This is a genomic window from Clostridium collagenovorans DSM 3089 (assembly GCF_900130005.1).
GTDB lineage: Bacteria > Bacillota > Clostridia > Clostridiales > Clostridiaceae > Clostridium_D > Clostridium_D collagenovorans.
The window spans coordinates 41,330-55,945 of record NZ_FQXP01000011.1 but is presented as its reverse complement, the minus strand read 5'-3'; the positions used below and the strand labels follow the sequence as shown (position 1 = coordinate 55,945).

13 protein-coding genes are annotated in these 14,616 nt (G+C 29.4%); 12 read left to right on the top strand and 1 reads right to left on the bottom strand.

The window, feature by feature from the left end:
* Positions 1-89 precede the first annotated feature (89 nt).
* Entirely contained in the window at positions 90-266 is a 177-nt protein-coding gene (locus BUA48_RS15415) for a hypothetical protein (protein ID WP_143147724.1), read from the bottom strand.
* Between the two features lie 713 nt (positions 267-979).
* On the opposite strand from BUA48_RS15415, the gene BUA48_RS12795 reads away from it, so the two are divergent.
* The 12 genes from BUA48_RS12795 (at position 980) to hydF (ending at position 14,444) form a co-directional block, all read left to right on the top strand.
* Positions 980-2,572, top strand: a complete 1,593-nt coding sequence (locus tag BUA48_RS12795) for an ABC transporter substrate-binding protein (RefSeq protein ID WP_072832461.1) — start codon at positions 980-982, stop codon at positions 2,570-2,572.
* A 101-nt stretch (positions 2,573-2,673) separates the two neighbouring features.
* Positions 2,674-3,630 carry an ABC transporter permease gene (locus BUA48_RS12790; RefSeq protein WP_072832460.1) on the top strand — a complete coding sequence of 319 codons (957 nt, stop codon included), beginning with the start codon at positions 2,674-2,676 and terminating at the stop codon, positions 3,628-3,630.
* Between the two features lie 137 nt (positions 3,631-3,767).
* Complete coding sequence (locus BUA48_RS12785) at positions 3,768-4,583, top strand: ABC transporter permease (RefSeq protein WP_072832522.1); 816 nt, start codon at positions 3,768-3,770, stop codon at positions 4,581-4,583.
* 14 nt (positions 4,584-4,597) lie between these two features.
* Entirely contained in the window at positions 4,598-5,767 is a 1,170-nt protein-coding gene (locus tag BUA48_RS12780; RefSeq protein WP_072832459.1) for an amidohydrolase, read from the top strand.
* Between the two features lie 411 nt (positions 5,768-6,178).
* A complete protein-coding gene (rbsD, locus tag BUA48_RS12775; RefSeq protein WP_072832458.1) occupies positions 6,179-6,574 on the top strand; it encodes a D-ribose pyranase in 396 nt (131 codons plus the stop codon).
* On the top strand, positions 6,575-8,065 hold the full coding sequence (gene rbsA, locus BUA48_RS12770) for a ribose ABC transporter ATP-binding protein RbsA (protein ID WP_072832457.1): 1,491 nt from the start codon (positions 6,575-6,577) through the stop codon (positions 8,063-8,065). It abuts the gene before it with no gap.
* Positions 8,066-8,068: 3 nt separating this feature from the next.
* Positions 8,069-9,046 (top strand): ribose ABC transporter permease, encoded by a 978-nt coding sequence (gene rbsC / locus BUA48_RS12765; protein WP_072832456.1) that lies wholly within the window; start codon positions 8,069-8,071, stop codon positions 9,044-9,046.
* Between the two features lie 16 nt (positions 9,047-9,062).
* On the top strand, positions 9,063-9,968 hold the full coding sequence (rbsB, locus tag BUA48_RS12760; RefSeq protein WP_072832455.1) for a ribose ABC transporter substrate-binding protein RbsB: 906 nt from the start codon (positions 9,063-9,065) through the stop codon (positions 9,966-9,968).
* A 580-nt stretch (positions 9,969-10,548) separates the two neighbouring features.
* Positions 10,549-10,797: a TM1266 family iron-only hydrogenase system putative regulator gene (locus BUA48_RS12755; RefSeq protein WP_072832521.1), complete on the top strand. Its 249-nt coding sequence runs from the start codon at positions 10,549-10,551 to the stop codon at positions 10,795-10,797.
* A 3-nt stretch (positions 10,798-10,800) separates the two neighbouring features.
* Positions 10,801-11,853 carry a [FeFe] hydrogenase H-cluster radical SAM maturase HydE gene (hydE, locus tag BUA48_RS12750; protein ID WP_072832454.1) on the top strand — a complete coding sequence of 351 codons (1,053 nt, stop codon included), beginning with the start codon at positions 10,801-10,803 and terminating at the stop codon, positions 11,851-11,853.
* 4 nt (positions 11,854-11,857) lie between these two features.
* A complete protein-coding gene (gene hydG / locus BUA48_RS12745) occupies positions 11,858-13,234 on the top strand; it encodes a [FeFe] hydrogenase H-cluster radical SAM maturase HydG (protein ID WP_072832453.1) in 1,377 nt (458 codons plus the stop codon).
* A gap of 10 nt (positions 13,235-13,244) precedes the next feature.
* The gene (gene hydF / locus BUA48_RS12740) at positions 13,245-14,444 is read left to right on the top strand and encodes a [FeFe] hydrogenase H-cluster maturation GTPase HydF (protein WP_072832452.1); all 1,200 of its coding nucleotides are present in this window, start codon (positions 13,245-13,247) and stop codon (positions 14,442-14,444) included.
* Positions 14,445-14,616 lie beyond the last annotated feature (172 nt).

Sequence of the window (14,616 nt, the reverse complement as noted above, 5' to 3'; positions counted from 1 at the left end):
TTGATAAATAACCCAATATAAAGTGGATAATAAATTTACAAGTTTATATTGGGTTTTAATATTTAAAAGTAAATGCTAAATGTTTTAATTTAAACATATTTAGCAAGGTAATAAATCACATATACCCAGCTCATTAGTCCATGTATAATAGCCCAAGGAATAGATTTCCATGCAGTGTAAGAAATAATCATTGCTAAACAAGAGCCAAAAGAAATGCCGTTCTTAACAGTTGATTTTATAACATTGTTGTTATTGTTTGAGCCCACTAGTATTCCCTCCTTTCTTAGAAAATTTAAAATGAAAAATTCATTATAAGAATGTTTTAACTTAATGTAATGTAACAAGTATGTATATTTAAATTATACATGATTTATATATAATAATCTTAGAAATTATACAAAAAATGTATTTATATAAATTTATAGTATATAAAATTCTTAATGACAGTAGGACTAGGGTATATATTATTATTTAAAATCAGGTCTTAAGTCTATGCAAGTTTATTTTAATAATAAAAGTGATTATAAATTTGATCTTTTTTATGCTTAAACTAAAGAATTGTGGAAAATTGAGTTTAATTTTAATGATATTAATTTTAAATATCATGAGATTAAAAGAAGTAAAAATACCAGTTAAATAATTATTATAAAAAATACATTAAATTTATAAGATGGAGATTTTATTTGTAAAATCAATGGAATTAGCTTTGATTATTATGAAAATAAATACTTATAAGTAATTATATAGAAAATAGATATAGGTAAAACTTGATTGATAGAAAATTAATATAGTTGTGGAAAAAATACAAATAATAAATTATTATTAAAGTCGGTAAATACATGGGGAAAAATGTAGTTTATAAAATATTATTTTGTGAAAAATCAAACATTATACCGAATTATGGAAAAGTTTTTATAAATTACATAATGAAATTACATAAAAATTATGATATGGGTATTTTTATTAAGGGGAGGACAAAATGAAAAAGAAAAAGATTTTAGCTATGGTTTTAGCAACTGTATTTTGTTTAGGTATGGTAGGATGTGGAGAAAAATCATCTTCAGCAGATAATTCTAAAAATGAATCAGCTGTTGAAGAAAAGAAGGTCGATGGTGGAGATTTTATAATTCCTATGCCAGGGGATGTATCTACATTAAATCCTCTTGTTGCACCAACTAAAGAAGATGCTATAATTTTAAATCCTATTTATGATCCACTATTTATGACTGATTCTAATGGAACTAGATATTATTTAGCGGAGAAATATGAATGGTCAGAAGATTATTTAAGTTTAACGATAAAGTTAAAAGATAACTTAAAATGGCATGATGGACAGAAGATAACAGCAGATGATGTTGTCTTTACTGTTGAAAGTATTTTAGATGAAACTAAGGGAATAAAGTCAAAGAATTCAGTTATGGTTAATGGAAAGCCTGTTAAGGTTTCAAAGGTGGATGAAACAACAGTTAAATTTGATTTGCCTTCAGTATCAGCACCATTTATTACACTTATAGGTAGACTTAATATACTTCCAAAACATATTTATGAGGGAGAGGTAGACCTTGCTAAATCTGAAAAAAATAATCTTGGTATAGGTTCAGGACCTTATAAGGTTAAGGAATGGAAAAGAGGCGGAAGTTTAGTTCTTGAAAGATTTGAAGATTATCATATGGGTAAACCTAATTTTGCAAAGGTAGTATTTAAAATAGTTCCAGATCAAAGTGCTCAAGAGTTAGGACTTCAAAATAAAGAATTAAGTATGAGAGAAATAAATGACGACTCTAAATACGATAAATATGAGAAAGATAAAGATTATAAAGTCTATGCTTATCCAGAGGGAAGAGTTAATTACATGGCATTTAATTACAACTCTCCTATAATGAAGGATGTAAAATCAAGAGAAGCAGTGGCACTTGCATTAAATGTAGATGAAATAGTACAGGGTGCTTATGGTTCAGAAAAAGTAGCTAAAGCTGCTAATTCATGTTTTAGTCCATCAGCATATTTCTATGATGATAAAATTGAAAACTATAAACAAGACTTAGATAAAGCTAAAAAACTTGCTGAAGAATCAGGATTAAAAGGTAAAACTATAAAATTAATTTATAATTCAAATAGAGGAAATCAAGAAAATACCGCATTAGTAATTCAACAACAATTAAAAGAAATAGGTGTTAATGTAGAAGTAATACCATATGAAACTCAATCATTCTTTGCTAAGTTCTTTACTCATGATGAGGATTATGAGTTAGGGTTAAATGGATACCCTGCACCAGACGAACCAGATTCATTTAAGGGAATGTTTGTTACTGGAGGAGCTAATTCACAAACTGTTTATAGTAGTGAGGAAGCTAATGCACTTTGGGCAGCAGGTGTTGAGGAAATGGATAAAACTAAAAGAGAAGAAATATATAAGAAGTTACAGCAACAAATTAAAGATGATTTTACCATATATCCTATAGCATATCCTAACTTTAGTATGGCTACACAAAGTCAATTTAGAGGATTAGATGCAATTAAAGCTATTCCTATTTTTGAAGATTATATGAAATTATATATGGTAGAGAAATAATGTGAAAAATAGGAGGACAAACTTAGGTCCTCCTATTTTTAAGTAAGTTTTATAATTGTTATTTAGTTAAGAGTTTTCAAGAAGGGGAGCTGTAATAATTTATGAAAAACTTTGTTTTAAAAAGAGTATTGCAAATTATACCGGTTATATTTTTGGTATCAGTTTTTGCATTTTTAATAATTAATTTAGCACCGGGAGATCCGGTAAATATGTATATAGACTCTTCTATGACTGAACAGGATGTCGAGAGAATAAGAGTTGAAATGGGATTGGATCAACCAGTTCATGTAAGATATGTTAAGTGGATTAAGAATGTTGCCAAGGGGGATTTGGGTTATTCCATTGTTAATCATCAACCGGTTTCGACTTTAATTAAGGAACGTATACCTGCAACTGTTGGATTAATGGGAACATCCTTACTTATATCTATCATCATCTCTATACCTTTAGGGTTAATAGCCGGACTCAACAAAAATAAAAAAATTGATAATGTTATAGGATTTGTTTCTTATATAGGAGTCTCTATTCCTTCATTTTGGTTTGCTATATTACTTATAGTACTATTCTCATTAATCCTGAAATGGCTTCCGAGTAATGGAATGAGAACTGTGGGTGTTGAATCTATGTGGGATTTGATTAAACATGGAATAATGCCTGTTATAGTACTTAGCTTATATAATATTGCAGTTTTTACCAGATACATAAGAGCCAATACAATATCACAACTATCAGAGGATTATGTTATGACAGCAACGGCTAAAGGGTTGTCTAGAAATGAAGTATTAATAAAACATATATTAAAAAATTGCTTATTACCTATAATTACTCTTGTAGGTATGAATTTAGCACATTTAGTATCAGGAGCTTTCATTACTGAAACTGTATTCGGGTGGCCTGGAATGGGTAGTTTAGGAATGAGTGGAATATTATCAAGAGATTATCCTGTGATTATGGGATTCACTATGTTATCTTGTTTGCTTTTAGTAATAGGAAATATGCTGGCTGATACTTTATATGGTGTAATAGATCCTAGAATTAAGCAGGGGGTGAAGTCATAATTATGTTGGAAAATATAGAGGTTAATAATAGTGATATAGAGTTATCTAAGGAACTTTTTACTGATATTGAAATTAATGATGGAAGTTCAGAAAATGAGGCATTAAGAAAACCTAGAAGTACTTTTTCTAATATAAAAATGATTTTAAAGACTAATAAATTAGCTATGATATGTTTAATTACACTTATTGTAATAGGTTTAGCTTCTATATTAGCTTTTTTATCTCCTTATGATCCTGATGCTTTGAATTTAGTTAACAAACTACAAACGCCAAGTTTAGCACATCCTTTTGGTACGGATGATTTAGGAAGAGATTACTTTACAAGAGCTTTATATGGAGGAAGGGTATCCTTAACTGTTGGAATATTTTCTATGTTGATATCCGTTACAATAGGTACTTTGGTAGGTACTATAAGTGGATATATTGGTGGAAAATTAGATGCTATTTTAATGAGATGCATAGATATTTTAATGTCAATTCCAAGTTTTTTATTGATTATAATAATAAATGCTTATGTTAAACCTAGCATGACTACGGTTATTGTGATTATAGGTATGTTTGGTTGGATGGGTGTATCTAGAATAGTTAGGGCTGAGACTATGAAGTTAAAAGAAAGTGAATTTGTTTTAGCGGCTAAGACCTTAGGAGCTTCAAATATTAGAGTGATATTTAAGCACATATTACCTAATATAACATCATCTATTACAGTAGCAGCGACTATAAGTATAGCAAGTGCAATACTTACAGAATCATCTTTAAGTTTCTTAGGATTGGGTGTCCAATTACCAAAGGCATCTTGGGGAAGTATGCTTCAAAATGCTCAAACATACATGATGGAATCACCGCTTATGCCAGTATTTCCAGGGCTATTAATACTATTAACTGTATTAAGTTTTAATGTATTAGGGGATGCTTTTAGAGATGTATTAGATGTGAAATCACTAGATAAATAATTAGGGGGAAAGCTATGTCTACAAGAGAATTATCTTTAGATTTAAAAGAATATATAGTAGATTTAAGAAGGTCTATACATAAAAATCCTGAATTGGGATTAAATGAGTTTAAAACAAAGGAATTAATTATAAGAGAATTAGAAAAAGAAAATATTAAATACGATCTTACTTGTGAAACTGGTGTAATAGCTTATATAGAAGGTAAAAACAGTGGAAACACAGTGGTATTAAGAGCTGATATGGATGCTTTACCAGTAGAGGAAGAAACAGATGTTGATTATAAATCGCAAGTTCCAGGAATAATGCATGCCTGTGGACATGATGCACATACAGCTATGTTATTAGGTGCAGCGAAAATACTTAATAATATGAGAGAGAAAATTAATGGTAGGGTTAAGTTAGCTTTTCAGCCAGCAGAGGAAATTGGGGGAGCATCATATAGAATGCTTAAAGAAGGTTTGTTAGATGATGTTAATACAGCTTTTGCAATTCATGTACTACCTGATATTCCAGCTGGAAAAGCTTCCGTGCAAGAAGGACAAAGAATGGCTGGAGCAGATGGCTTTAGAATTAAAATCAAAGGAAAAAGTGGACATGGATCAATGCCTCATCAAGGAATAGATGCTTTGTTTATAGCTTCATCATTAGTGGTTAATTTACAAGCTTTAGTAAGTAGAGAAATTAATCCACTTGACTCTGTTGTTGTAAGTATAGGTACATTCCATTCAGGAAAAAAAGCTAATATATTAGCTGATGAAGCAGAATTACAAGGATCTATAAGATACTTTAATAAGGATTTAAAATCTGTTTTACCAGAAGCATTTAAAAGAATAGTAACTAAAACTGCTGAGATGTATAGAGCAGATGTAGAGTTAGATTATAGAGTTGGTATAAATCCAACAGTTAATGATAAAGAATGTAGTAGAATAGCTGAAGTAGCTTTGAATAAAATAGCAGGAGAAGAAGCTGTGTATATTCAGGAAAAAATTCCAACTGGAGAGGATTTCTCTCTTTATTTAGAACGAGTTCCAGGCGTTTTGGCATTCTTAGGAGTGGGAAATAAAGAAAGGGATACTTGTTATCCTCTTCATCATCAAAAGTTTAATATAGATGAAGATACTTTAGAACTTGGAAGTGCTTTATATAGTCAATATGCTATTGAGTATCTTAATAATATAGAATAATTTATTAATCATCATGAAAAATTAATAAAACTATTGAATAGCTAAAACTTTGTATTAAAAATAATACTTAAGTTTTGGCTATTTTTTATGAATGTAAATTGATAATAATTCAAGAATTGAAAAAATAAATACTAAATATTGATTAAAGTATTAAAAATGACATTAAGTATATAATAAATTTAAAAAAATACGCAACAATAATAAAAAAATATACTATAAAATGCAAAAAAAACATTTAAAAGTAGAAAAATGTTGAAGTATAATTTTAAATGTGTTATTCTATATAAGAAAAAAATTCAATAAATATGATTATATAAGCATATTTATTGAATTTAACATATGTTAAAAATATATATTACACATAAAGAGTTTAAGTAAGTAATTAATATATAAACTTTAAGAGGTAAAAAAATGAGAAAAACTAAGTTGATAAACAGTGAAATATCTTATGTGGTTTCAAAATTAGGTCATACTGATAGTTTAACCATAGGAGATTGTGGATTACCAATACCGGATAATGTTCAACGTATTGATTTAGCACTTAAGTATGGAGTTCCATCTTTTTTAGAAACTCTAGATACAGTACTTGAAGAACTATGTGTTGAAGAAATAATAATAGCTAGTGAAATTGAAGATAAAAATGCAGAGATGTATGAAGAAATAAAAAAGAGATTTAAAAATATAAATATAATTAAAATTTCTCATGAAGAGTTCAAGGAGTTAACTAAGACTTCTAAGGCTGTAGTGAGAACGGGAGAGTGTACTCCTTATTCTAACATAATACTAAAATCGGGAGTGGTGTTTTAAATGGAAAAACCTATTCTTCAAATGAAAAATATCCTTAAGAAATTCCCAGGAGTAAAGGCTTTAGATGGAGTTAATTTAGAGCTTTGGGAAGGAAAAGTTATGGGACTTATGGGTGAGAATGGTGCTGGTAAGTCTACACTTATGAAAATATTAAGTGGAGTTTATAAAAAAGATGGTGGAGAAATATTTTATAAAGGTAATTTAGAAGATATTAAAGGGCCAAAGGATGCTGCCGAAAAAGGAATAGCTATAATACATCAAGAACTTAATTTAGTTAAGGATCTAACTATAGGAGAGAATATCTTCTTAGGAAGAGAACCTAAAAAAGGCTTTAAAATAGATTTTGATAAAATTTATGGTGATGCGGACAAGCTATTAAAAAGACTAAATATATCTATAAGTTCTAGAGTATTAGTTGAAGAGTTAAGTGTAGCACAACAACAAATGGTTGAAATAGCAAAGGCCTTATCTTTAGAAGCTCAAATTATTATTATGGACGAGCCTACTGATGCTCTTACAGAAAGAGAAACAGCTAGTTTATTTAAAGTTATAAATGAGCTTAAAAATGAAGGAAAGGCTATAGTTTACATATCTCATAGGTTGAAGGAGATTTTTGAGGTTTGTGATTATATAACTGTTCTAAGGGACGGAAAATATATAGGTCAAGAAGAAGTTGAAAATATAGATGAAGATACGATGATTGAAATGATGGTGGGAAGAAAGCTTACAGATCAATTTCCAAGAGTTAACAATGAGATAGGTGATGTGATACTTAAGGTTGATAATCTTACTAATCATTTAATACATGATATATCCTTTGAAGTTAGAAGTGGTGAAATATTAGGAATATCTGGACTTATGGGTGCAGGTAGAACAGATCTTGCTAAAACTTTATATGGTCGTTTTAAAAGGACCAGTGGAAGAATGTATATTAATAATAATGAAATAGAAAACAAAACATCTAAAGATGGATTGAAAAATAAAATAGCTTATGTTTCAGAAGATAGAAAGGGAGATGGATTAATTTTAGATCTTTCTATTAAAGAAAATATGACTATATCATCTTTAGATAAAATATCTAATTTCTTTAAGGTTGATAAGAAAAAGGAAGCAGAAGTTGTAAAAGATTATATAAAGAAAATGAGTATAAAAACTCCAAGTGAAAATCAATTAATAAGAAATTTGAGCGGTGGAAATCAGCAAAAGGTAGCTATAGCTAAAGCACTTATGACTGAACCAGAAGTTCTTATATTAGATGAACCTACTCGTGGAGTAGATGTTGGTGCTAAAAAGGAAATATATGACCTTATAAATGAATACAAAAGTAAAGGTAAAGCTGTAATTATGATATCTTCTGAAATGCCTGAGATATTAGGATTAAGTGATAGAATTATAGTTTTAAATCAAGGTAGAGTAACAGGTGAATTTGATAGAAAGTCAGCAACTCAAGAGGCTATATTAAAATGCGCTGTTGCATCAAAGGAGGCATAAACAATGAAAGAATCACAAGCTATGGAGAAAACTAAATCTAATAAGATAGATTTTAAAGAACTTATTATAAAGTATAAATCCTTAGTGGGGTTAATATTATTAGTAGTTGTAGTATCAATACTTAGCCCAGCATTTTTAAGTACAAAAAATATTTTAAATGTACTTAAGCAAACTTCTGTTAATGCTATAATAGCAGCTGGTATGACTTTTGTCATTTTAACAGGAGGTATAGATCTTTCTGTAGGATCAATACTAGCTATTAGCGGAGCTTTTGCAGCTAGTTTATTAGTAGGTGGGCATAGTATAATCATAGCTGTTATAGTAGCTATTTTAGGTGGAGCTTTAGTAGGATTTTTAAATGGAATTGTAATATCAAAAGGAAAGTTACAGCCATTTATAGCAACACTTGCAACAATGACTATACTTAGAGGTGCAACTTTAGTTTTTACAGATGGTAAACCTATTACCTTAGGAAGCAATGATATTGCTATGTCTTTTGGTAAAATCGGTGGGGGTAGCATACTTGGCATTCCTGCTCCAGTAATTATAATGGTTTTGGTATTTATAGTATGTTTTTATATACTTAATAGTACTAAAACAGGAAGATATACTTATGCTTTAGGATCAAATGAAGAAGCAACAAAGTTATCAGGAATTAGTACAGATAAAATAAAGATATGGGTATATACAATAAGTGGTATATTAGCAGCAATAGCAGGGGTAATAATAACTTCTAGATTATACTCAGCACAACCAACAGCAGGTACAGGATATGAATTGGATGCAATAGCAGCTGTAGTTCTTGGTGGTACAAGTCTTTCAGGTGGTAAGGGTAAAATAACAGGAACAATAATAGGTGCTTTGATAATTGGTGTATTAAGTAATGCATTAAATATATTAGATGTATCATCTTATTATCAAATGATAGTTAAGGGTATAGTAATTTTAATAGCAGTACTTTTAGATAGAAAAAGTAATTAAGAAAGGAAGAGATGATATGAAAAAGTTTCTTTCTATAATAATGGTTATAATAATAACTAGTTTAAGTTTAATTGGATGTGGAAGTCAAGAAAGTGGAAGTAAAAAAATAGGTCTTATAGTTTCTACTTTAAATAATCCATTCTTTGTGGATTTAAAAACGGGTGTAGAAAATAGAGCTAAGGAACTTGGATATGAAGTAGTTGTTTTAGATTCTCAAAATGACCCTGCAAAAGAAGTTTCTAATATGGAAGACATAAGTGTTAAAAATGTTTCTATGGTACTTTTAAATCCAGTAGATTCTGACTCAGCAGTTGCATCAGTTATGATTGCTAATAACTCTAATTTACCAGTTATGACTGTTGATAGAGTAGCTAATGGAGGAGAAGTTGTATCTCACATAGCTTCTAATAATATAGCGGGTGGCGGTATGGCTGCTAAGTATGTTATAGATCAACTTGGTGGTGTTGGAAATATAGTTGAGCTTGAAGGATTAGCAGGTTCATCTGCTACAAGAGATAGAGGAAAAGGCTTTGAAGATGGTATTGCAGAAAGTTCTATAAATATAATATCTAAGCAAAGTGCTGATTTTGATAGAACTAAAGGACTTACTGTAATGGAGAATATACTTCAATCTAAAAGTGGAATAGATGCTGTATTTGCACAAAATGATGAGATGGCATTAGGTGCTATGAAAGCTATAGAAGATGAAGGAAGAACAGATATTTTAGTTGTAGGATTTGATGCTACAGAGGATGCTGTTAATTCTGTTAAGCAAGGGAAGATGGCTGCAACAGTTGCACAACAGCCTTTATTAATAGGTAAAACTGCAGTAGATGCAGTGGATTCAGTATTAAATGGAAAAATTGTGGATAAATTTATTCCTGTAGAACTAAAACTAGTTTCTAGAGAAGATAAAAATTAAAGTATAGATAGTTAAAGAGGTTTCTATTAGTTTTATATATTAAAATTAATAGAAACCTCTTTTGTATTTTATAATAAAATTTAATATTATACAGCTGTAATTAAAGAGTTTGTATTTGATTTATAACTTTAGAGTGAAATATTGAGAGGTAACTAAGGTATTATAGTGAAGTTGTAATATTATAAAGTATATATTTCAAAATAAGTGAGAACTTATTTTGAAAGTTAAAATAAAACTAGAAATTTTATGTAAAAATTAAATTAATGTATAAAAAACCAAGAAAAAACAAGATAAAGTAGAAAAATTTTACGAAAATAGGGTTAAATTAAAAAATATTATATTTTAAATATTATGAATTTATATGATATAATGAATTAAATAGCTTATACAAAGAGAATAAATCTTTTTATATGAGGTATAAATAAAAAAATAAATTAAAAAAATTCTAACAGAAAAGAGAAATCTAATCTGACAGAAGCTAGAGGAAAAAACTTGATTTTACATCAGGTTATATTTGTGTTAAGTAACTTTAAGCTTCATTCGATTAGAATGGAGTTTTTTTAATTTGAAGGGAGTTACTATGGCGAAAATAGCTGTAATAAGTGCAATTTTAGAAAATCCAAGTCAATGTCAACAAGAATTTAATGATGTTATTTCCATGTTTAGAGGAAGTGTAAGAGGAAGAATGGGTATTCCTTTTGAGGAGGGAATATCAGTTATATCCGTAACAGTTACTGGAGAAGTAGATGAAATAAACAGTTTAACAGGAAAATTAGGAAATATAAATGGAGTAACTGTAAAAATTGCCATAGCTAAAAAGGAGATTTAGTTTATGGATATCTTTAAAACTATTGATAAGCTATATGAAAATAATAGCTGTGAAAGAGAAGAACTTATATATATATTAGATAATTTAGATATAGAAAGTAAGAGATACTTATTAGAAAAGGCTCATAAAACTAGAATGAAAACTTATGGAAATACGGTTTATATGAGAGGATTAATTGAATTCACAAATTATTGTAAAAGAAATTGTGTTTACTGTGGAATAAGAGCTGAAAATAAAAATGCAGATAGATATAGATTGACCATAGATGAGATTTTAGAATGTGCAGATTTAGGGGATAAACTGGGATATAAAACTTATGTACTTCAGGGTGGAGAGGACCCGTATTTTACTGATGAGGTAATGGTAGAAATAATAAGTAAGATAAAAAAGAAGTATCCTGAAAATGCAATTACCTTATCTATTGGAGAAAGAAGCTATGAGTCCTATGAAAAGATGTTTAAAGCAGGGGCAGATAGATATCTTTTAAGACATGAGACAGCAACTAAGAAATTATATGAGAAGTTTCATCCTAATGCTAGTTTTGAAAATAGAAGAAAGTGCTTAAATGACTTGAAAAAAATAGGGTATCAAATAGGTGCTGGTTTTATGGTAGGTTTACCAGGGCAAACCAATGAAGATTTAGTAAATGACTTAATGTATTTAAAAGAATTAGAGCCGCATATGTGTGGAATTGGTCCTTTTATACCACATAAAGACACAGAATTGAAAGATGAACAAGCTGGAACAGTTGAAAATACTACAACAATGCTTGCTTTAGTTAGATTACTATTACCTAATGTGCTACTACCTTCAACTACAGCACTTGGAAGTATAGATCCCTTAGGAAGAGAAAAGGGAATAAGAGCAGGTGCAAATGTAGTTATGCCGAATCTTTCACCAACTACGGTAAGAGAAAAATATTCTTTATATGATGGGAAGATATGTACTGGTGATGAAGCAGCAGAGTGTAGAAAATGTATTGAAAATAGAATAAATAGAACAGGATTTAAAGTTGAAGTTGGTAGAGGCGACAATATAAATTGGACAAGGAGATAATGTTATGTTTATAGATAAAAATTATATAGAAGGATTACTTGAAAAGGCAAAAAATGCTACAAGGGAAGATGTACAAGCTGTTTTAGAAAAAGCTAAAAAAAGAGAAGGATTAAAGCATGAAGATATTGCAGTATTATTACAAATAGAAGATAAGCAGCAATTAGATGAAATGTATAAATTAGCTGGAGAGATAAAAAAATCTATATACGGAAAAAGAATAGTTTTATTTGCACCTTTATATGTAAGTGATTACTGTGTAAATAACTGTATTTATTGTGGATACCATAAATGTAATTCATTTAAAAGAAGAAAATTAACTCAAGAAGAGGTTGCAGAGGAAGTTAAAATATTAGAAAAAATGGGTCATAAAAGATTAGCTCTAGAATTAGGAGAAGATCCAGTTAATGCTCCTATTGAATATGTTTTAGAGTGCTTAAAAACTATTTATAAGACTCAAAAGGATAATGGAGAGATTAGAAGAGTTAATGTAAATATTGCAGCTACAACAGTTGATGAGTACAAAATGCTTAAGGATGCTGGAATAGGAACATACATACTTTTCCAGGAAACTTATGATAAGGATATTTTTGATAAAGTACATCCTAAGTGTCTTAAGGGAAATTATGAGTATCATTTAACAGCTTTTGATAGAGCTATGGAAGCAAAGGTTGATGATGTTGGAGCTGGTGTTTTATTTGGACTTGCTGATCCTAAATTTGAAGTACTTGGACTTATGATTCACAATGAGCATCTTGAGGAGAAGTTTGGAGTTGGATTCCACACTATTTCAGTTCCAAGACTTAGACCAGCTAAAGGAGTATCCTTAGAAGAGTTTCCTCATCTTTTAGATGACGAGATGTTTAAGAAAATAGTAGCTATAATTAGAATAGCCGTACCATTTACAGGATTAATTTTATCTACTAGAGAAGAAGCTAAAATGAGAAAAGAGCTATTAAGGTACGGTGTTTCTCAGATGAGTGCTGGCTCTAGTACAGGGGTTGGTGGTTACAAAGAGAGAGAAGAAGGTCACAATGTAAATCAATTTGAAACTTCAGATGAAAGAAGTCCTATTGAAGTTATTAGAGAGCTAATAGAAGATGGATATATTCCAAGTTATTGTACAGCATGTTACAGAAAAGGTAGAACAGGTGAAAGATTTATGAAACTTGCTAAATCAGGGGATATACAATATGTTTGTGAGCCGAATGCTATGACAACATTAATTGAATATGCTTTAGATTACGGCGATGAAGAGTTACAGAAAAAAGCAGAGGAATTGGTTAGAAGAGAAGCAAACAATATGAAGAGAGAGGATATTAAAGAGTTATTCCTTTCAAATCTTGAAAAGTTAAAGCAAGGTCAAAGGGATTTATATTTATAAGGAGTTAATGATGAATAATACACCTAATTCAAATAGAAAGCACATAGTCATTTATGGAAATACTAATGTAGGAAAGTCATCTTTAATAAATAAGTTAGTTGGACAAGAAGTAGCTATAGTATCGGAGGAAGAGGGTACGACAACAGATCCTGTTTCTAAAGCTATGGAAATGATACCAATAGGACCAGTGTTATTTATAGATACAGCTGGAATGGGAGATAATTCGGTTTTAGGTGAAGCTAGAATGAACAAAACCCTTGAGTTTTTAAAGAGAACGGATATCGCACTTCATATTATTGATGTAAATAATATTGATACAAATGACATTAAAAGAATGGAATTAGAATTTAAAAAGTATGCTATACCTAATATAGTGGTCTTTAATAAAATAGATATGATAAGTAAAGAGAGACTTGAAAAAGTTAAAGATGATTTTAAAAATGCTATTTTTATTTCTACATTAGAGAATGAGGGAATAGAAAATTTAAAAGAAAAAATTATAAGCACTATAGAAGCGGATGAAGAAGAACTACCATTGATAGGAGATTTATTACCATATAACTCTAAGGTTATTTTAGTAGTACCAATTGATTCTGAAGCACCAAAGGGGAGATTGATATTACCACAAGTACAATGCATAAGGGATTGTTTAGACCATGGAATTAAGAGTTATATAGTAAGAGATACTGAATTATCACAGGCTTTAGAAGATATTAAAGACATTGACTTAGTAATTACAGATTCTCAGGCTTTTAAAAAGGTAGATGCTATAGTGCCTAAGCATATTAATTTAACTAGTTTTTCTATGTTGTTTGCAAGACAAAAGGGTGATATAGATGAATTTCTACAAGGAGCTGAGGCGATTAAAAGCTTAAAACCAGGTGATAAGGTATTAATTTCAGAAAGCTGTACTCATAATGTATCACATGAGGATATAGGAAGGATAAAAATTCCTAAAATGCTGAATAAATATGTTGGTGGAGAATTAGACTTTGATTTTAGAGTAGGTCATGATTTTCCAGATAATATTAAGGAGTATAAGTTTATAATACACTGTGGAGCTTGTATGATTAATAGAAAAACTGTAATTAATAGAATAAATCTTTGTAGAGAAAATAAAGTTTCTATATGTAATTATGGTGTAGTATTATCATTTTTAACTAATACTTTAGAAAGAAGCAAGAAAATATTTTTAACTTCTAAAATTTAAAAATTTTTATAAAAACACTATTTTAAACTATATACTATTAAATATATAGTCAATTAAAATAGTGTTTTTTATGTATAAATATATAGTACTTTCTAAGTTAATGGTATATCCATGCTAAATTTAGAGTATATAGTGTCGAATACTAAGCAAATCCTTAGAAAAATGTTGAATG

What these genes read in the sequence shown, in the direction of transcription:
- BUA48_RS12790 (WP_072832460.1), top strand. Translation starts at nt 2,674, where the DNA reads ATGAAAAACTTTGTTTTAAAAAGAGTATTGCAAATTATACCGGTTATA.
- rbsA (WP_072832457.1), top strand. Translation starts at nt 6,575, where the DNA reads ATGGAAAAACCTATTCTTCAAATGAAAAATATCCTTAAGAAATTCCCA.
- BUA48_RS12780 (WP_072832459.1), top strand. Translation starts at nt 4,598, where the DNA reads ATGTCTACAAGAGAATTATCTTTAGATTTAAAAGAATATATAGTAGAT.
- BUA48_RS12785 (WP_072832522.1), top strand. Translation starts at nt 3,768, where the DNA reads ATGATTTTAAAGACTAATAAATTAGCTATGATATGTTTAATTACACTT.
- BUA48_RS12755 (WP_072832521.1), top strand. Translation starts at nt 10,549, where the DNA reads ATGGCGAAAATAGCTGTAATAAGTGCAATTTTAGAAAATCCAAGTCAA.
- BUA48_RS12795 (WP_072832461.1), top strand. Translation starts at nt 980, where the DNA reads ATGAAAAAGAAAAAGATTTTAGCTATGGTTTTAGCAACTGTATTTTGT.
- hydE (WP_072832454.1), top strand. Translation starts at nt 10,801, where the DNA reads ATGGATATCTTTAAAACTATTGATAAGCTATATGAAAATAATAGCTGT.
- rbsC (WP_072832456.1), top strand. Translation starts at nt 8,069, where the DNA reads ATGAAAGAATCACAAGCTATGGAGAAAACTAAATCTAATAAGATAGAT.
- rbsD (WP_072832458.1), top strand. Translation starts at nt 6,179, where the DNA reads ATGAGAAAAACTAAGTTGATAAACAGTGAAATATCTTATGTGGTTTCA.
- hydF (WP_072832452.1), top strand. Translation starts at nt 13,245, where the DNA reads ATGAATAATACACCTAATTCAAATAGAAAGCACATAGTCATTTATGGA.
- hydG (WP_072832453.1), top strand. Translation starts at nt 11,858, where the DNA reads ATGTTTATAGATAAAAATTATATAGAAGGATTACTTGAAAAGGCAAAA.
- rbsB (WP_072832455.1), top strand. Translation starts at nt 9,063, where the DNA reads ATGAAAAAGTTTCTTTCTATAATAATGGTTATAATAATAACTAGTTTA.